Below are 17,443 nucleotides of genomic sequence, written 5' to 3' on the forward strand. Positions count from 1 at the left end.
TATGGACGTAACCGTCGTTTGGGCCGCGATCATCGCGTTGGGCCTTTTCATGTACGTCGTGCTGGACGGCTTCGACCTCGGCATCGGCATCGTCTTTCCGTTCTTCCCCGACGAGAAAGAGCGCGACCTGATGATGAACACGGTCGCGCCAGTGTGGGACGGCAACGAGACCTGGCTCGTGCTCGGCGGCGCCGCGCTGTTCGCGGTGTTTCCGGTGGTCTACTCGACCGTGCTGTCGGCGCTCTATCTGCCGCTCGTGTTCATGCTCGTATGCCTGATCTTTCGCGGCGTGTCGTTCGAGATCCGCGCGAAGTCGCGTCGCACGAGGCACCTGTGGGACCTCGCGTTCATCGGCGGCTCGGCGGGCGCGACGTTTTTCCAGGGCATCGTGCTCGGCGCTTTCCTGCAAGGCATTCCGGTCGTCGATGGCGCGTATGCCGGCGACGCGTTCGGCTGGCTCACGCCGTTCAGCCTGCTGACGGGCCTCGGGCTCGTCGCGACTTACGCGCTGCTCGGCTGCTGCTGGCTGGTCGCGAAGACCGAAGGCGACCTGCAGCGCCGGCTGCATCGCGTGGTCTGGCCGCTGACGCTGGTGCTGCTCGGCTTCATCGCGATCGTGAGCCTGTGGACGCCGCTGATGGATGCGGGCATCGCGCAACGCTGGTTCCATGACGGGATCTTCTATCGTCTGCTGCCGGTGCCGTTCCTCGTCGCGATCTGCGCGTTCTTCATGCATCGCGCGGTGCGCGCGCGCCACCACAACACGCCGTTCGTGCTCGCGCTGACGCTCGTGCTGCTTGGCTATCTCGGGCTGCTGTTGAGCCTGTGGCCGTACGCGATTCCGTCGAGCATCACGCTATGGGAAGCCGCCGCGCCACGCACGAGCCAGACGTTCACGCTGGCCGGCGCGGCGGTGATCCTGCCGATCATCGTCGCCTATACGACGATGGGTTACTGGGTCTTTCGAGGCAAGGTGCGTCATGGCGACCAACATCACTATCACTGAAAAGCGGGGTGTCCGCGCGTCGACTCCCGCTGCCAATGCCAATGCGGCAGCGCCCGGCCGCAAGCTGCCGGGCTGGCTCTGGTTCATCGCGCTCTGGTGCTTCGGCGTGGCCGCGGCGATGTCGCTCGGTTTCGCCTTCAAGCTTCTGATGAAAGCGACGCTATTCGCGGTCGGATAGCGGCGCGCGAACCCGTGTCGATCCGGCGGGCATAACCTGCCGGATCGCGCGCCAGCGCTTCAAAAAAGCTTCGCACGGCTCGTCTACGTAGCAAGCCGGAACCTATGCGCGGGAGACCTGCCTTAACATCACGAAGCGCATCGAACGATGCCGGCAGCCGGCCACGCGCGTCGCAGCCCAGCCGAGCGGCGCGCGGCACGGCAAGGGAGCGGGACCCCGGCGAGTTGGAACGTGCCGGGGTCCGTGGGATCGACCAAGAAGCGCGGAAAACCGGCCATGATGTGTGTCATGAGTACCGCAGTTAATTGCGCTGCAAGTGCGCAGCCCGCCAGGGCGGAATGTGCATCGGCGGCAGCCCTCAACGGACCGGCTCGACTCGCGGAGACATCATGAAGTTTCTTGTAGCCGACGACCATGAACTGATCCGGCAAGGCGTCAAAGGCATGCTGCGCGGCTTCGATCCCGACGCCCAGTTCGACGAAGCCGACAGCTGGGAAACCCTTGCGACCGCCGCGCGCCCCGACGCCAATCACGATATGGCGATCGTCGATCTGCATATGCCGGGCATGAGCGGCGCGACGTCGCTCGAATCGCTGCTGAAGGCGAATCCGGCGCTGCCGGTGGTGGTGCTGTCCGCAGAGGAATCGCCCGACGAGATGCGTGCGGTGCTCGCGGCCGGCGCGCTCGGTTTCGTGCCGAAGCGCCAGCCCGCCAGCGTGATGCTGAAGGCCATCGAACTGGTGCTGTCCGGCGGCGCTTATGTGCCGATGGAAGCGCTGAGTCTGCTCGGCACACGCGAAACCCAGGCGGCCGGCTGCGCGGGGGCCGAAGCGGATGCATCGGCAGGTATGCCGCCCCCGAGCGTCGCCGCGCAGACCGAACCGCTCAGGTCGGCGCCGTCGCTGCAGCCGCACCAGCAGCATCTGCTGGAGAACCTGTCACCGCGTCAGCAGGACATCATGCGGCTCGTGCATCGCGGCTGGACCAACAAGATGATCGCGCGCGATCTCGGCGTCGCCGAGGGGACCGTGAAGGTGCATCTGTCGGTAATTTTTCGCGCTCTCGGCGTGCATAACCGCTCGACGGCGATCGCGGTAATCAATGGATGGCTGGAGGCGGGGAAAACGCTATAGCGCTGCGCCGCAGCGTCAACCGTCTCTGCTTCCCGTTGCTAAGGCTGCGTTTCGCTTTGCGCCCCGGAGCCCGCTTCGGTTTGCGGCGAGCCGCCCCCTGCCGGCGACTGCGCTGAACCAACCTCTCCCGCCGCATCTCCCAACACGACTGCGCCCGCCGGCCGACCCTTGTCGAGTTCGGCCTGCTGCCACAGCATTTCCAGCGTGCGCCGCAGCCGCGCCGGTGTGACCGGCTTGTGCAGCACGGGAATCCCCTGCAACGCGAGCGCCGCCAGCTCCGCCGACGCCATATCGCCGGTGATCAGCAGCGTAACCACATTGCCGTGCCCCTCGCGCGCGAGCGCGCCGCGCATCGCGCTGAGCGCCTGCGCGCCGGTGCGGTGATTGGCGAGCTGGTAGTCGCACAGCACCGCGTCGGGCACGAAGCCGTCCGCGAGCGCGGCGAGCGCACCGGCTTCGTCGCGCGCGCCGCGCACCTCGCAGCCCCAGCGCTCGAGCAGGCTCGCGAGGCCCTCTAGTATCGACGGCTCGTCGTCGATGCACAGCACACGCCGCCCCAGCGAAGCCGGGCCGCCCGCGACCGGATCGTTCAGACTCGCGACGATGCCGCTCCCGTCGCCCGCCTGCACCGCGAAGCGGAACACCGAGCCGCGCCCGGGCGCCGAGCGCAGCTGCAACTCGCCGCCGAGCAGGCCGACGAGCCGCCTGACGGTCGGCAGGCCAAGCCCGTGCCCCTGACGCGCGTCGCGCTGCGGATTCTCGACCTGGTAAAACTCCTCGAAAATACGCCCGTGCTCCTCCGGCGCGATGCCGACGCCCGAATCGCGCACCTCGATATAGCCGCCCTTTTGTCGCCCCGCGCGCCGGAAGCCGAGCCAGATCGCGCCTTGCTCGGTATAACGCACGGCGTTCGACAGCAGATTGCTCAACACCCGTTCGAGCAGCACAGGATCGTCGTAGACGACCATCGAAGTCGGCGCGATGCGCAGCGCGAGCCCCTTCGCCGCGGCCTGCGGACGATATTGGCTGCCGACCCGCTCGAACAGCTCGGAGAGCCGGAAGTGCAACCGGATCACCTGGGTCACGCCACTTTCGAGCCGCGCGAGATCGAGCACCTGGTTGAACAGCTGATTGAGCGCCTCGACGTTATAGACGATGTGCCCGGCCGTCTTCGCGTGCTGCGCGGGCGTCGCCGCAGGGTCGTTCAGCGACGCCGCGAGCAGGCCGATCGCATGCAGCGGCTGGCGCAGATCGTGGCTTGCGGCCGCGAAAAAGCGCGTCTTCGCGAGGCTCGCTTCTTCGGCGACGCGCTTTTGCGCGGCCAGCGATTCCGCGAGGTACTGCTGATCGACACGCGCCTGCACGACCTGGCGAAACAGCTTGCGATAGCTCATCGCGTAGACGTTGATCGCGCAGAAGAAGAACGCGAGCACGATCGCAAGAATCGTGCGATCGAACGTATGCGAACCGAAATGCAGCACGATCGATGGCAGCAGCAGAAACGGAATCGACGTCGAAAAATTGAGGAGATCGAACCCATTCGACATGAACACGCCGGCCGCGAGCGTCACCAGCAGCACGGTATGCAATAGCGGCAGATCGGTTTGCGGACTCTGGAACGCGAACCACACCGCGAAGCCCGGCCCGCTGTACAGGAGCACGCCACGCAGCGCGTGCAAATAAATCCAGTCGCGCGGCGACACCAACTGCGGATAGCGACGATTGCAGATCCACAGCGCGAGGCCCGCGCAATTGGCGAGCGCATAAAAAACGAAACACGCGATAAACAACGGCGGCGCCGGCACATGCGGCCAGTAGATGGCCACCAGCACCGCGATCGAAAACCAGTGCGAAAAGAACGCGATCGGGTCCTGCGCGTAGAGCACGCGCACGAGGTCTTCGTCGATGGCACGCTGGATCGGGTCGGCCCGCATCGGGCGGTCTCCTCTGTCGGCGTTAGCGCGATAGCGCCTGATCCGATCCCGCGCAGCTTGATCGCGGGGGCATGGCAACTTCGTTGAGACGAAGCACTGGCCAGGCGGCGGTGCTCCGGGAAACCCGCGGGTCGGAACCGGGCGACCAGACGCGCCGCCCGAGCGGTTCATTCTACGGCGAATGCGCACGCTTCTGACGAATCGTCAGCATTCCGTCAGAAGGTTTACCCGGCGGTTTACCCATCGGCTAACACTTCTTCCATATAGGCGAAGGCCTTGCCGCGAACCATACTGCATTCACGTTTCAGCGCGGCATTACAGGCAACTTCCCTCGCTTCGCGGCCCACGCGCCGCGGCTCACCGCGCTCCCTGTCAACCGTGACGGAGGTTTCCATGGGCGCAGTCCCGAGCTACGAGTTCGCCCGCCAACTCGACGACGCGATCCTGCCCGACCTGTGGCGCAGACGCACCCGCCTCTCCGCGGACGAAATGGTGTCGATGGTCGAACTGGTCAAGCGCGCGTTGCGGACCTATCACCCGCTCGAATTGCAGGCGCTCGGCGAGGACAAGGAAGAACTGGTCGCGCAGTTCATCTACGCGAAGGTGTTGCGCCTCGCGCCCGGCCACACCGAAACGAACGCCTGCGCCGACAGCGCGCCGTCCAACAGCTACGCGGTGTGCGCGTATTTCCGCCGCTATCTGATCGACTGCCTGCGCAGCGCGTGCCATCAGCGCAACGTGTCGATGGAGACCGAGGGCGTCGCGCAGGAAATCGATCTGCACGCGCACGCGCTCGAAGACCCGGTGGAAAGCGTGCTGCTGCAATACGGCCTCGACGAACAAAGCGTGCGGCGCGCGGCGCGCGAGTTCATCGAAGGGCTCGACGAACCCGAGCGGATCGTGCTGGCCGGCAGTCTCGGCTGGTGCTCGGAAGGCAAAGGCGGGCTTTCGGCGGTCGCGGCGCAGCATCGGGTGCCCTCTTATCACTATCGCGCCGTCAAACTCGGCGTCACGATGAAAAAGACGGCCGGCGCCGCGGAATTTTCCAACACCAAGATCGGCCGCTGGCTCACCGACGCGCTCGGCATCGAGATCGACGTCGACAATCGCGCGGCGATTCTGGTTGCGCTGAATCTGCTCGCGGCGGAATCGAGCGATAGCGAATGCAATGAAGTGGCCGCGTAACAATTCGGAGAACCAACAGGCCACATAAGAAGCGAAGTAAGAGCGCATGCCCGTACGGGCGGGTACACCCGGCAACGGCCGGCGGGCATGCCGCTCTGAACGTCGCACGCTACGACTTCGGCGCGCCCCTCCATGGCGCGCTTTTTTTGCATCCGCTTTTTTTGCAGCGATATTCCGCCTACGATAAAAAAGCTGCCGCAGCACGCCGTCTTTGTTCCGAAGCCGCGCTTCCTTTCCCGCATCCGATTCCAGACGAGGTGGTCCTGATGAACCGCTTATCGAGCGCGCCGACGGCGCTGCAACGGCATTACGAGGTGGTGGTGATTGGCTCGGGCTACGGCGGCGCGATCGCCGCGAGCCGCATGGCGCGCGCGGGCCGTCGCGTGTGCGTGCTCGAGCGCGGCCGCGAATTCATGGCCGGCGAGTATCCGCGCACGCCCGTGCAGGGCGTCGAGAATATCCAGTACAACACCGCCGAGGCGCAGATCGGTTCACCGCTCGCGCTGCTCGAAGTGCACGTGAACGAGGACGTCAACGCGGTGGTGGGCTGCGGGCTCGGCGGCACCTCGCTGATCAATGCGAACGTCGCGCTCGAGGCCGATCCGCGCCTGTGGGACGACCCGCGCTGGCCGGCCGCGCTGCGCGCCGACAAAGCCGGACGCGACGACGGCTATGCGCTCGCCCGGACAATGCTGTCGCCGTCGCCGGTGCCGGACGACTTTCCGCCGCTGCCGAAGCTGCAGGCGCTCGAAAAATCGGCGCAGGCGCTCGGCATGGCCGACCGCTTCAGCCGTCCGCCGATCACGGTCACGTTCAGGAGCGGCCCGAACGCGGCGGGCGTCGAGCAGCAGCGCTGCGTCGGTTGCGGCGATTGCAACTCCGGTTGCAACTACGACGCGAAGAACTCGACTCACATGAACTATCTGCCCGACGCGGTCGCCCACGGCGCGCAGATTTTCACCGGCACGGCCGTGCATTCGGTGCTGCGCGATCCCGACACGCAGCAATGGAAGGTCAACTTCCAGCTCGTGAAGCTCGGCCGCGAAAGCTACGACGCGCCCGATCTGTTCGTGCTGGCCGATATCGTCATCGTCGCGGCGGGCACGATCGGCTCGACCGCGCTGCTGCTGCGCTCGCGCGACGCGGGCCTGAGCACGTCGGACATGCTCGGCCAGCACTTCACCGGCAACGGCGACGTGCTCGCCTTCGCGTACAACACGAAGGACCCGATCAACGGCGTCGGCTGGGGCGAGCACAAGCCCGGGCAGATTCCGCCTGTCGGGCCGACCATCACCGGCCTGATCGACAATCGCGCCGCCGAGAAAAACGTCAGGGATGGCTTTGTGATCGAGGAAGGCTCGCTGGCCGGCGCGGTCGGCGAAGCGCTCGTAGGCATGCTCGGCGCGGTCGCGCCGCTCGAAGGCGTGGATGCGGCGGGCGCCCCGTCGCTGCTCGAGCGCGCGGCCTACGACGCGCGCGCGATCGAGAGCCTGATCCGCGGCCCGTACCACGGTGCGCTCAATCACACGCAAAGCTACCTCGTGATGGCGCACGACGACGAAAGCGGCCGCATCAAGATCGGCGATAAAGGCCGTGCGCGCATCGAATGGGAAAAGGCGGGTCGCCAGCCGATCTTCCAGACCGTCGAGGACGTGCTGATCGACGCGACCAGGCCCCTCGGCGGCAAATATCTGCGCAACCCGATTTCGACGAAGATCGCCGGCCGGCACACCGTGACCGTGCATCCGCTCGGCGGCTGCGGCATGGGCGAGGACGCCGCGCATGGCGTGGTCGATCATCTGGGCCGCGTGTTCAGCGGCACGGACGGCGCCGCGGTGCATGACGGCCTCTACGTGATGGACGGCGCGGTGATGCCGATGTCGCTCGGCGTCAATCCGCTTCTGACCATCTCCGCGCTCGCCGAACGCAATTGCGCGCTGCTGGCCAAAGCGCACGACTGGTCGATCGATTACGCGTCGAAGGGCACCGCCGCCGCGCCGCCCGCCCAGAAGATCGGGCTGCGCTTCACCGAGACGATGGTCGGCACCTACACGCCCAAGGTGGCGGGCGAAGCCGACAAGAGCCCGATCGAATTCACGCTGACGGTCGAGTCCGACGATCTCGCCGACATGCTGAGCAACCCGAATCACCTCGCGCGCACCGCCGGCACGCTGAGCTGCCCCGCCCTCTCCGCGCAACCGCTGACGATCAGCGACGGCACGTTCAACCTGTTCGTCGTCGACGAGTCCGACGTCGACGAGCGCAACATGAACTACCGGATGACGCTCGACGCGGCCGAAGGCAACACCTGGTATCTGACCGGCAAGAAGATCATCACGCGCACGTCGCCGATCAACCTGTGGGAGCAGACCAACACGCTGTATGCGGAGATACGCGCGTCGGATAAGGACGATGCGCCCGTCGTCGGCACCGCCACGCTCGTCATCACGCCGGAAAACTTCCTGAAGCAGCAGCGCACGCTCGAAGTCACCCACGCGCCCGACCTGAAGACGCGCCTCGAATGGACGCTGAAGTTCGGCAAATTCTTCGCGGGCGTGCTGTTCACCGAATACGGTGGCGTGGCCGCGCCGCTGCAGTTCTACGATCCCTACACGCCGCCGCGCGCCAAGCGCACGCTGCGCGCGCCGGCGCCGCAGGTCACCTACTTCGATACACCGGACCGCACGCGGCTCAAGCTCACACGCTACTTCGATCCTGCCGCGGACAAAGAGTCGAAGCCGATCCTGCTGATCCACGGCTCGGGCGTCTCGAGCCGCATCTTCTCGACCGATCTGATCTCGACCAACCTCGTCGAATATCTGTACGCGTCGGGCTACGACGTATGGCTCGTCGATCTGCGCGTCAGCATCGAACTGCCGAGCGTGCTCGTGCCGGCCAACGTCGACATGGTCGCGCGCGAGGATATTCCCGCCGCGGTCGCGAAGATTCGCGAGGTGACCGGCGCGCCGAACATCCAGGTACTCGGCCACTGCCTGGGCGGACTCGCGCTCAGCATGTCGCTGCTATATGGACTCGAAGGCGTGCGCTCGGCGGTGATCTCGCAGGTGTCCGTACATCCGGTGCCGGGCACGCTGCAACGGATCAAGGCCGGCTTGCATATTCCCGACCTGATGCAGCATCTGCGCATCCGCGACCTCACTGCCTATACGCAGGAAGACTCGTGGCCCGCGAACCTGTTCGACGAAGCGCTGCGTCTCTATCCGGTCGATCACGACGAGGGCTGCGGCAATCCGATCTGTCATCGCGCGACGTTCCTGTATGGCCTGCTCTATGAGCACGACAAGCTGAACGAGACGCTGCATGCGAACCTGCAGGAACTGTTCGGCATTCACGACATGGCCGTCTTCCAGCATCTGGCCACGATGGTGCGCGCGGGCCATGTCGTCGATGCGCGCGGCGACGACGTCTATCTGAGCGGCGCAAACGGCATGAAAGGACTCGAGGGGATGCGTCTGCCGATCGGCTTCATTCACGGCGAGAAGAACGAAACGTATCTGCCGGTCAGCACCGCGCACACTTACGACCTGCTGCGCGGGCGCTTCCCCGAGCAGCCGTACGAGCGGCATCTGATTCCGGGCTATGGGCATATCGACTGCATTTTCGGCAAGAACGCGGCGGTCGATGTTTATCCGCTGATCGTCGGCTATCTGAACGCGCACTGACGGCGCGGCGTCGACCGTGCGCCGTGCGAAGTCGATCGCCTACTCGGACAGCGCGAGCGGCGTCTATATTCAGCGCGATGTTCAAGCGGCTCGACCAATCAGGCGGCACACGCGCCGCCTGCGTCAGCATCAGAACAGCTTGCCGGGATTCAGGATGCCGTGCGGATCGAGCGCATGCTTGATCGCGACCATCGCGGCGAGCTCGGCTGGCGAGCGTGAAATCGGCAGGAACTCGCGCTTGAGCGAACCGATGCCATGCTCGGCCGACACCGACCCGCGCAACGGCCCCAGCATCTCGTAGACGAACGCATAGACCGCGTGATGATCGACGCCGGGGATCGAATGGCCATCGACGGTCAGATGCAGATTCGAGTCGCCGATATGCCCGAAGAAATACGCTTGGTTGCCGGGCCAGCGCTGATCGAGCGCCGCGCGGCAACCGTCGACGAACGTGCCGATCTCGCCGATCGGCAGACTCACGTCGAAGTTGATCGGATCGAGCTTGAGCGGAAACTCCGCGGTGCACTCGCGGATCGCCCATAGCGCGCGCGCATCGGCAACCGATTGCGCGATCACCGCGTCGCGCAGCGCGCCCGCCTGTAGCGCGTCGGTCAGCGCTTGCGCAAAACGTTCGCCAGCGTCGTCGGCATTGAAACCCGCGTGCTCGATCAATGCATAGAGCGGATGTGCGGCGTCGAACGGCGAGCGCGCGCCGGTCAGCTTCACGCCGAAATCGTAGAAGTCCGGCCACATGATCTCGAACGCGCCGATGTCGTTGCCGAAGCGCGTCGCGAGACGGCGCAGCAGGCTCACCGCGGCATCGTAGTCGTTCAACGCGACGAGCGCCGTATGACGCGCCGCGCGTCGCGGATGCAGCCGCAACACCGCGCGGGTGATCACGCCGAGCGTGCCCTCCGAACCGATGAACCAGTGCTTCAGGTCATAGCCGGTGTTGTTCTTGACCATCTTGCCGAGCGAACTGAGGACGTCGCCATTCGCGAGCACCACTTCGAGACCGAGCACCTGATCGCGCGCGGTGCCGGACTGGATCACGCGATTGCCGCCCGCGTTGGTCGCCAGATTGCCGCCGATCTGGCATGAGCCGCGCGCGCCGAGATCGAGCGCGAGTTCGAAGCCCGCTTGCTCGGCGGCTTCCTGTGCGGCCTGCAACGTGGTGCCGGCACGCACGGTCAAGGTAGCCGACGCCGCGTCGAGTTCTTCGACGCCGCTCAAACGTTCCAGCGACAACGCGACATCGTTGGCGCGCGCGATCGCGCCGCCCGCGAGTCCAGTCATGCCGCCTTGTGGCACCACCGGCTGATGCGCGGCGTGGCAGATCGCAAGTGCGCGCGATACCTCGTCGGTCGTGCGCGGCAGCAGCAGCGCCGCCGGACGCGTCGGCTGGTGGCGCGTCCAGTCGGTCATCGCGTGTTCGCCGATCTGTTCGCCGACGCGCACCGCGTCGGCGCCGAGCGCGGCGCGCAACGCTTCGAGTGTCGACGCGAGCGGCGCGGTCGCGCTTGCGATCGGGGTCTTCTTCTCTTCGGTGATGCTCTGCTCTGTCATGCAGGATTTCCTTACTGTGCCGTAGCGGCGAGTTTCTTGCGATAGCCCATCGAATCGTTGATGCGGCCGAGGATATAGTCGCCCGCGGCGACCGGCTGATATTTGCTTTGTGCGTCGCTCGCGCCGAGCTCACGGGGATCGACGAGCGCGCCATAGGTCGGATCGTAGAACGTCGCGATCGAATAGCGCTCGCGCCCCGATGCATTGATCACGCGATGCAGCGTCGAGCGAAAGCGATCGTTGGTCCAGCGTGCGAGCAGATCGCCGACGTTCACGACGAAGCTGCCTTCGACGGGCGGCGCCTCGACCCACGTATCGTTGGCGATTTCGCGCACCTGCAGGCCGCCGACCTGATCCTGCCACAGCAAGGTGATGCAGCCGTAGTCGGTATGCGGCGCGACGCCGAACTGATCTTCATCCGATTGCGGCGGCTGTGGCGGGTAGTAGACCATTTGCGTGCGCTGCATGCGCTTCGTGTAGCGCGGCACGAAGAAATTTTCTTCGATACCGAGACTCACCGCGACCGCGCGCAGCAGATCGGCGCCGCACGCGCCGACCGCCTTGTAATAGTCATACAGCACCGGCCGCAACCCGGGCATGAAATCCGGCCAGTTGTTCGGCCCACGTAATGCCTGCCCCGCCAGCACGTCGGGATCGTCTTCCGGCAGTTCGAGGCCGATGCTGAAGAATTCCTTGTAGTCGGGGCGCTTGGCCTGGTACATCGTCGCGTCGCCGAGCGCATTGAAACCGCGATGCCGATGATTGACCGCCGCGCGTCGTTTCGTGTCGACCGGAAACGCGAAGAAGGTGCGCGCGGCTTGCGCGGCGGCATCGATCGTCGCTTGCGGCACGCCGTGATTGACGATGTAGAAAAAACCGATCGTCGTACACGCTTCATGAATTTCCTTCGCGACGCGTCGCAGCGCCTGCTGATCGCCCGCGCGCACGCCGGCGACATCGATGATCGGAATGCGGGTCGCGGGCATCGCGCTGCTCCTTCGAGGGATCGGTATTGCAGTGGTATATACCGCCAAAAGCAGTGCTGCAAGTTGCTTCGCGCACCTCAATATCAGGGCTTTTCTCTACTCGCGCGAGCATTTATTTTTCGCCGGAAACGCAGTATATACTGCCCAGCAGGGCCCGCACCTGGCGTCGGCGCGGCGGGTCCACAACGAAGACTTCGACACGCCGGCCACCCAACACCAATTCGCCCCCGGAGAACCCCATGCGTATCCTTGCAGGCTGGAAATGTGGTCTGGTCGTGCTGGCGCTGTGCGCGGCAAGCGTCGCAGCGCACGCCGAAGACCAGCTCGCCAAAGTGAAGAAAGCCGGCGAACTGGTGGTTGGCACCGAAATGCAGTTCGCGCCGTTCGACTTCCTCGAGAACGGTCAGCAGGCCGGCTTCAACAAAGACCTGTTCGCGGAGATCGGCAAGGAAATCGGCGTCAAGGTGCGCTTCATCGATCTGCCGTGGCCGAGCGTGCTGCCCGGTCTCGAAGCGGGCAAGTTCGATATGGTCGGCGGCCCGTTGACGGTCACGAAGGCGCGCATGGAACGCTACACGTACACGCTGCCCGTCGCCGATGCGACCGACGCGCTGCTCAAGCGCGCGAACGATGCGTCGATCAAGCAATCGGCGGATAGCGCGGGCAAAACGATCGGCGCGGGCAAGGGCTCCGCGCAGCTCGATCAGCTGAAGAGCTACGCGGCCACGCTGCCGAAGCCGCCGGAAATCCGCGAGTACGTCGACAACAATCAGGCTTACGCGGACCTCGCGGCAGGCCGCATCGCCGCGGTCGCGAACTCGATGACCAACATCGCGTATGTCGCCAAGCAGCGCCCCGAGATGTTCGCGGTCGTGCAGCCGCCGTTCGGCGCGAAGGTGTACTTCGCATACGCATTGCGTAAGGACGCCGACAGCAAGCCGCTCGCCGACGCGTTCAATGCCGCGCTCGTGAAGATGCAGAAGGATGGCCGCCTCGCCGCGTTGCAGAAGAAGTGGTTCGGTGTCGCGATGGAGATGCCTTCCACGATGCCCACGCCGAACTACTGAGCGTCCTTAGCGTCGGCGCCACGCATCGCCCTTCCCGTTCCACCGGCCGCGATCCATGTTCAACACGACCGTCTTCGTTCAGGGCCTGCCGCTGCTGCTGCACGCGGCGCTCGCCACCGTCGGCATTTCGCTGACGGGGCTCGTGATCGGCTTCTTCGTCGGTATCGGCGTATGCACCGCGCGGCTGTCGCAGCATCGCGCCGCGCGGCTCGCGGGCGGCGCCTATGTATTCTTCTTTCGCGGCGTGCCGATGCTCGTGCAGTTGCTGCTCGTGTACTACCTATTGCCGTTCGCCGGCATCAACGTGTCGCCGATCGTCGCTGCGATCAGCGCGGTGTCGTTGTGCTCGGCCTCGTATATTGCCGAGATTCTGCGCGGCGGCTTTCTGAGCATTCCGCCCGGACATCTCGAAGCCGCGCGCATGCTAGGGCTCTCCCGGCTCGATACGCTACGGCGCATTCTGGTGCCGCAAGCATTCCGTTTGACGCTGCCGTCGCTCGTCAACGAAATGGTGCTGCTGATCAAGGCTTCTTCGCTGATCTCGGTGGTCGGCGTCGCCGAGTTGACGCGCACCGCGCAGAACATCGCCGCGAGCACTTACCGGCCGCTCGAAGCGTATGTCGCGGCCGGGCTCATCTACTTCGTGATCTGCGGTTCGCTCGCGCTCGTCGCGCATGCGGCCGAGCACCGTTTGCAGCCCACCTGAATCGACTCACGTTTAAGCCAACCTCGCCATGCAAACGTTCGATCCGACCGTCATCACGCACAACCTGCAGCCGATCGCCGCGGGCCTCGCGACGACGCTCGGCAGCTGGGCCGCGGGCGTCGCGATCGGTCTCGTGATCGGCTTCCTGATCGCGGTGCTGCAACTGTTCTGCGGACGCTGGCTGCGCGCCGCGCTGCGCGTCTATATCGAACTGTTGCGCGGCACGCCGTTTCTGGTGCAGCTGTTTCTGCTGTACTACGGCGGCCCGTCGATCGGCCTCACGCTCGAACCGATGACGGCCGGCATCGTCGGGCTGGGTCTTTACGGCAGTGCGTATTTCGCCGAGGCGTTCCGTTCCGGCTTCCAGTCGGTGCCCAAAGGCCATCTCGAAGCGGCGTCGTGTCTCGGCCTCACGCGCTGGCAGGCGATCGTACGCATCCAGGCGCCGCAAATGCTGGTGCTGATCGTGCCCGCGCTGACCAATCTGATCATCGTGCTGAGCAAGGAAACGGCCGTGCTGTCGATCGTCACCGTCCCCGAACTGACGTTCGTGCTGACCGGCATCGGCTCGGCCACTTTCGCTTTCGTCGAAACGCTGCTGGTGCTGTGCGTGTGCTATCTCGCGCTGGTCGAGCTGACCTCGCGCGCGGGCATGTGGGCCGAAGCCCGCCTCGCACGCTTCATGGCATGATTCCGGGACCCCTATGAACGCCATCGCCGACATGCACTCCCCCGCGCAATCTTCCGCGCCGTCCGCCAGCGCCACGGCGAACGCATCGAATGCCGCGCCGCTGATCGAAGTGCGCGATCTGCGCAAACGCTTCGGCGATGTCGAGGTGCTGCGCGGCATCGATCTCGAGATCGCGCGCTCGGAAGTGGTCTGCATCATCGGGCCGTCGGGCTCGGGCAAGAGCACGCTGCTGCGCTGCCTCGCCGCGCTCGAAACCTACGATCACGGCGACGTGCGCATCGAAGGCGAACTGCTCGGCTATACCGAGCGCAACGGCAAACGCGTGCGCGCGTCGCATGGCGAGATCAACCGCGTGCGCCGCAACGTCGGCATGGTGTTCCAGCAGTTCAACCTGTGGCCGCACATGAGCGCGCTCGGCAACGTGATGGAAGCGCTGCTGCGCGTGCGGCACCTGTCGAACGACGAAGCGCGCCGCCGCGCGAACGCGATGCTCGAGACGGTCGGCCTCGCGCACAAGGGCGATGCGTATCCGGCGAAGCTGTCGGGCGGTCAGCAGCAGCGCGTCGCGATTGCGCGCGCGCTCGCGATGGAGCCGCACATCATGCTGTTCGACGAACCGACTTCGGCGCTCGATCCGGAGCTCGTCGGCGAAGTGCTGCAGGTGATGAAGCAGCTCGCGCGCGACGGCATGACGATGGCGGTGGTCACGCACGAAATGGGCTTCGCCGCACAGGTCGCCGACAAGGTCATGTTCATCGACGAGGGCCGCATTGCCGTGCAGGGCAAGCCGCGCGACGTGTTTCACGATGCCGCGCAGCCGCGTCTGCGGCAGTTTCTGCAAAACTATTTCGACCGCAATGCGTTCTGGACGCGCGGCCCCGACGACAGCCAGCCGCTATGAGCACCACCGCTCGCAACAAACCTCACGGCAAATTCTCCGCCAGCGCGGCCCGCGCCGCGGCCAGAACCGCGCGCGGCAGTGAGGAGGCGCCCGCTGCGCGCTACGAGCAGGTCAAGCAGCACATCCGCCAGATCATCGTCTCGGGCGAACGCCAGGCGGGCGATCGTCTGCCTTCTGAACTCGATCTCGTCGGGACGCTCGGCGTATCGCGGATGACGGTCAACCGCGCGTTGCGCGAGCTCGCCGACGCGGGGCTCGTCACGCGCGTATCGGGCGTCGGTACTTTCGTCGCGCCGAACAAGCCGCAATCCACGCTATTGATGATCGCCCATATCGGCGACGAGATCCGCTCGCGCGGCCACGCATATCGTTGCGACATGGTGCTATTGCAGCGCGAGACCGCGTCGGTCACGGTGTCGAACGCATTGGGACTGGCGCCGGGCGCTTCGGTGTTTCATGTGATCTGCGTGCATCGCGAGAACGGCCTGCCGGTGCAGCTCGAAGATCGCTATGTGAATCCGGCCGTCGCACCGGATTTTCTGCAGCACGATTTTTCGGCGCTGAAGCCGTCCGAGTATCTGCTGACGGCTGTGCCGATGCACGATCTCGAACACGTGGTGGACGCCGCGCTGCCGACGCCCGCGGAAGCCGAGCTGCTCGAAATTCACGCGGAGGAACCGTGCCTGACGCTGACGCGCCGCACGTGGACGAGCGGCGTCGCGGTGACGTTCGCGCGTTTCGTGCATCCGGGTTCGCGCTACCGGCTCGGCTGCCGCTTTTCGCCGAATACGTCGCAGCGCCAGGGATGAAGCGCGCTTCGGAAACCGGGCTACACGGTCCCCGCCAGATGAAACCGCGACGCCGGATGCCATAGCCGCACCGACGTCGCGACGTTTTCGCCGACCCACGTGCGCCGCCACAGCAGCAGACACGGCTCGCCGATATCCATCATCAGATGACGCCGCACATAGGCGTCTGGCTTCTGCGCATAGATGCGGAACTCGGCGCGCTGCACCGGCGCGAGCCGCACCATGTAGTGATTCGGCGTTTCGACCGAGAAGTCCTGCTGCAGATACTCGGGGAACACCTTCGGATTGACGTAACGGTCCTCGTACTGGATCGGCTCGCCCTCCTCGCTGTGCACGATGCACGAATGAAACGCGGGACCGCTCGCGAGACCGAGCGCTTCGAGCGCATCGGCGTCGTCGCTCGGTTCGAGCGTGAGCACGCGCGCCGAATGACGATGACCGCGTGCGGCGATTTCATCGGCGATATTGCGGATCTCCAGCACCGTCGATTCATACCGCTGCGGCGCGACGAAGGTGCCCGAGCCTTGCACGCGCGTGAGCACGCGCTCGGCGGTCAGCTCGCGCAGCGCGCGCGACACCGTCATGCGCGCGACGCCGAACTCCTTGACCAGCTCCGTTTCGGAAGGAATCAGTCCGCCCGGCTTCCATGCGCCCTCGCTGATGCGCTTGAGCACGTAGCGTTTGATCTGCTCGTAGGCGGGCATCGCCTTGACCGGCGTGTCGCGGTTGCGATCGGCGGCGTCCTGGTTCTGCTCGGTCTGTGCGGCGGGCGCGATGCGCGCCTGTGTAGTTGTTTTCACTCCAAACCTCGTCGGTGGTTCGCCGGTGTTACATCAGGTACACCGTGGCCGGTTCTCCGGCGGCCGGGAGCCATCTTACCCGCTTCGACGGCGGCGAGACCACCCGGACGCGCTACCAGATGAACGGCACTAAACGGTAACGCACGCGTTGCAGGTACGCCGTATAGCCGTCGAGCTGCTCGGTGAGCAGCCGCTCCTCGCGCACCGCGCGCCAGCCCATGCCGTACGCCATCACGGGCAGCGCCACGAGCCCCCACCAGGAGCCGAGCATCAGCGGCGTGCCGATGAAGAACACCAGCGCGGCCGCGTACATCGGATGACGGACGTACGCGTAAGGCCCGCTGTCGGCGACCTTGTGCCCGCGGCTCGCCTGAACCTTGACCACCGGCGCGGCGTAGCTGTTCGCGCGAAACACGAAGCGGCACATGAAGATGCACAGGAACACGCATAGCGCGCCGAAGCCCATCAGCCACAAAGGCGGCGGCGCGGACCAGCGAAACCGCATCGCGTCGAAGCCCATCAGGATCAGCCAGCCGCACCACGCGGCTCCGATCGCGACCATGAACACACGATCCCAGCGGCTCTGCTGCGCCTGCACGAGCGGCGCGAGCCGCTCCGCGAGCAGCGCGGGATCATGACGCGCGAGCCACGAGCCGAGCCACAGGCTCAACACCGCGAGCTCCAGCAGATACCACCACGCGGCCGGCCACGCGAGCGTGCCGGCCGCGCCGAACAGCAGCACGCCCATGAACGCCAGCCAGGCCAGCGATTGCAGGATCATACGTGCGACCATCGCGG

Annotated in this window: 16 protein-coding genes; 10 read left to right on the plus strand and 6 right to left on the minus strand. The window is 65.6% G+C overall.

All coding sequences use genetic code 11. The annotated features are described in order from the left end of the window. The first annotated feature begins 1 nt into the window (after position 1). The 3 genes from cydB (at position 2) to VSR82_RS29420 (ending at position 2,317) form a co-directional block, all read left to right on the plus strand. Complete coding sequence (cydB, locus tag VSR82_RS29410; RefSeq protein ID WP_498858288.1) at positions 2-1,006, plus strand: cytochrome d ubiquinol oxidase subunit II; 1,005 nt, start codon at positions 2-4, stop codon at positions 1,004-1,006. Further along, entirely contained in the window at positions 981-1,184 is a 204-nt protein-coding gene (locus VSR82_RS29415) for a hypothetical protein (protein ID WP_368585307.1), read from the plus strand. Before cydB ends, VSR82_RS29415 begins: the two co-directional genes overlap by 26 nt. 389 nt (positions 1,185-1,573) lie before the next feature. Further along, a complete protein-coding gene (locus VSR82_RS29420) occupies positions 1,574-2,317 on the plus strand; it encodes a response regulator transcription factor (RefSeq protein WP_498858289.1) in 744 nt (247 codons plus the stop codon). Positions 2,318-2,355: 38 nt separating this feature from the next. Here VSR82_RS29420 and VSR82_RS29425 read toward each other — a convergent pair whose 3' ends face one another. Both VSR82_RS29425 and VSR82_RS29430 read right to left on the minus strand, forming a co-directional pair. Continuing rightward, positions 2,356-4,251: a hybrid sensor histidine kinase/response regulator gene (locus tag VSR82_RS29425; RefSeq protein ID WP_429457526.1), complete on the minus strand. Its 1,896-nt coding sequence runs from the start codon at positions 4,249-4,251 to the stop codon at positions 2,356-2,358. 236 nt (positions 4,252-4,487) lie between these two features. Continuing rightward, on the minus strand, positions 4,488-4,646 hold the full coding sequence (locus tag VSR82_RS29430; protein WP_410849947.1) for a hypothetical protein: 159 nt from the start codon (positions 4,644-4,646) through the stop codon (positions 4,488-4,490). On the opposite strand from VSR82_RS29430, the gene VSR82_RS29435 reads away from it, so the two are divergent. After that, positions 4,645-5,436 (plus strand): hypothetical protein, encoded by a 792-nt coding sequence (locus VSR82_RS29435; RefSeq protein WP_498858290.1) that lies wholly within the window; start codon positions 4,645-4,647, stop codon positions 5,434-5,436. The two genes, VSR82_RS29430 and VSR82_RS29435, sit on opposite strands and share 2 nt — an antisense overlap. A 266-nt stretch (positions 5,437-5,702) precedes the next feature. Continuing rightward, positions 5,703-9,119 (plus strand): alpha/beta fold hydrolase, encoded by a 3,417-nt coding sequence (locus VSR82_RS29440; protein ID WP_429457522.1) that lies wholly within the window; start codon positions 5,703-5,705, stop codon positions 9,117-9,119. Between the two features lie 129 nt (positions 9,120-9,248). On the opposite strand, the gene VSR82_RS29445 is transcribed toward VSR82_RS29440, so the two are convergent. After that, positions 9,249-10,685, minus strand: coding sequence for an FAD-binding oxidoreductase (locus VSR82_RS29445; RefSeq protein WP_498858291.1), 1,437 nt, complete (start codon positions 10,683-10,685; stop codon positions 9,249-9,251). Between the two features lie 11 nt (positions 10,686-10,696). Then, positions 10,697-11,671, minus strand: a complete 975-nt coding sequence (locus VSR82_RS29450) for an isopenicillin N synthase family dioxygenase (RefSeq protein ID WP_429457518.1) — start codon at positions 11,669-11,671, stop codon at positions 10,697-10,699. 239 nt (positions 11,672-11,910) lie between these two features. Between VSR82_RS29450 and VSR82_RS29455 the strand changes: the two genes are divergently transcribed. From VSR82_RS29455 to hutC (VSR82_RS29475), 5 genes are read left to right on the plus strand one after another with little or no spacing between them, the layout of a single operon-like run. Next, the gene (locus VSR82_RS29455) at positions 11,911-12,738 is read left to right on the plus strand and encodes a transporter substrate-binding domain-containing protein (RefSeq protein ID WP_176105688.1); all 828 of its coding nucleotides are present in this window, start codon (positions 11,911-11,913) and stop codon (positions 12,736-12,738) included. Between the two features lie 55 nt (positions 12,739-12,793). Beyond that, positions 12,794-13,444 carry an amino acid ABC transporter permease gene (locus tag VSR82_RS29460; protein WP_498858292.1) on the plus strand — a complete coding sequence of 217 codons (651 nt, stop codon included), beginning with the start codon at positions 12,794-12,796 and terminating at the stop codon, positions 13,442-13,444. A 28-nt stretch (positions 13,445-13,472) separates the two neighbouring features. Further along, positions 13,473-14,135, plus strand: a complete 663-nt coding sequence (locus tag VSR82_RS29465) for an amino acid ABC transporter permease (RefSeq protein WP_368585298.1) — start codon at positions 13,473-13,475, stop codon at positions 14,133-14,135. A 13-nt stretch (positions 14,136-14,148) separates the two neighbouring features. Further along, on the plus strand, positions 14,149-15,036 hold the full coding sequence (locus VSR82_RS29470) for an amino acid ABC transporter ATP-binding protein (RefSeq protein WP_429457516.1): 888 nt from the start codon (positions 14,149-14,151) through the stop codon (positions 15,034-15,036). Further along, the gene (hutC, locus tag VSR82_RS29475; protein ID WP_368585296.1) at positions 15,033-15,845 is read left to right on the plus strand and encodes a histidine utilization transcriptional repressor HutC; all 813 of its coding nucleotides are present in this window, start codon (positions 15,033-15,035) and stop codon (positions 15,843-15,845) included. The genes VSR82_RS29470 and hutC (VSR82_RS29475) overlap by 4 nt, the downstream gene beginning before the upstream one ends. Positions 15,846-15,865: 20 nt before the next feature. Here hutC (VSR82_RS29475) and hutC (VSR82_RS29480) read toward each other — a convergent pair whose 3' ends face one another. Both hutC (VSR82_RS29480) and VSR82_RS29485 read right to left on the minus strand, forming a co-directional pair. Continuing rightward, on the minus strand, positions 15,866-16,645 hold the full coding sequence (hutC, locus tag VSR82_RS29480) for a histidine utilization transcriptional repressor HutC (protein ID WP_368585295.1): 780 nt from the start codon (positions 16,643-16,645) through the stop codon (positions 15,866-15,868). A gap of 112 nt (positions 16,646-16,757) precedes the next feature. Beyond that, positions 16,758-17,438 carry a methyltransferase family protein gene (locus VSR82_RS29485; RefSeq protein ID WP_429457513.1) on the minus strand — a complete coding sequence of 227 codons (681 nt, stop codon included), beginning with the start codon at positions 17,436-17,438 and terminating at the stop codon, positions 16,758-16,760. Between the last annotated feature and the right edge of the window lie 5 nt (positions 17,439-17,443).

Source organism: Burkholderia sp. JPY481 (assembly GCF_038900515.1).
Lineage (GTDB): Bacteria > Pseudomonadota > Gammaproteobacteria > Burkholderiales > Burkholderiaceae > Paraburkholderia > Paraburkholderia youngii.

Excerpts from the sequence above, each read along its gene's own strand:
- cydB (WP_498858288.1), top strand. The coding sequence starts at position 2 with ATGGACGTAACCGTCGTTTGGGCCGCGATCATCGCGTTGGGCCTTTTC.
- VSR82_RS29415 (WP_368585307.1), top strand. The coding sequence starts at position 981 with ATGGCGACCAACATCACTATCACTGAAAAGCGGGGTGTCCGCGCGTCG.
- VSR82_RS29420 (WP_498858289.1), top strand. The coding sequence starts at position 1,574 with ATGAAGTTTCTTGTAGCCGACGACCATGAACTGATCCGGCAAGGCGTC.
- VSR82_RS29425 (WP_429457526.1), bottom strand. The coding sequence starts at position 4,251 with ATGCGGGCCGACCCGATCCAGCGTGCCATCGACGAAGACCTCGTGCGC.
- VSR82_RS29435 (WP_498858290.1), top strand. The coding sequence starts at position 4,645 with ATGGGCGCAGTCCCGAGCTACGAGTTCGCCCGCCAACTCGACGACGCG.
- VSR82_RS29430 (WP_410849947.1), bottom strand. The coding sequence starts at position 4,646 with ATGGAAACCTCCGTCACGGTTGACAGGGAGCGCGGTGAGCCGCGGCGC.
- VSR82_RS29440 (WP_429457522.1), top strand. The coding sequence starts at position 5,703 with ATGAACCGCTTATCGAGCGCGCCGACGGCGCTGCAACGGCATTACGAG.
- VSR82_RS29445 (WP_498858291.1), bottom strand. The coding sequence starts at position 10,685 with ATGACAGAGCAGAGCATCACCGAAGAGAAGAAGACCCCGATCGCAAGC.
- VSR82_RS29450 (WP_429457518.1), bottom strand. The coding sequence starts at position 11,671 with ATGCCCGCGACCCGCATTCCGATCATCGATGTCGCCGGCGTGCGCGCG.
- VSR82_RS29455 (WP_176105688.1), top strand. The coding sequence starts at position 11,911 with ATGCGTATCCTTGCAGGCTGGAAATGTGGTCTGGTCGTGCTGGCGCTG.
- VSR82_RS29460 (WP_498858292.1), top strand. The coding sequence starts at position 12,794 with ATGTTCAACACGACCGTCTTCGTTCAGGGCCTGCCGCTGCTGCTGCAC.
- VSR82_RS29465 (WP_368585298.1), top strand. The coding sequence starts at position 13,473 with ATGCAAACGTTCGATCCGACCGTCATCACGCACAACCTGCAGCCGATC.
- VSR82_RS29470 (WP_429457516.1), top strand. The coding sequence starts at position 14,149 with ATGAACGCCATCGCCGACATGCACTCCCCCGCGCAATCTTCCGCGCCG.
- hutC (WP_368585296.1), top strand. The coding sequence starts at position 15,033 with ATGAGCACCACCGCTCGCAACAAACCTCACGGCAAATTCTCCGCCAGC.
- VSR82_RS29485 (WP_429457513.1), bottom strand. The coding sequence starts at position 17,438 with ATGGTCGCACGTATGATCCTGCAATCGCTGGCCTGGCTGGCGTTCATG.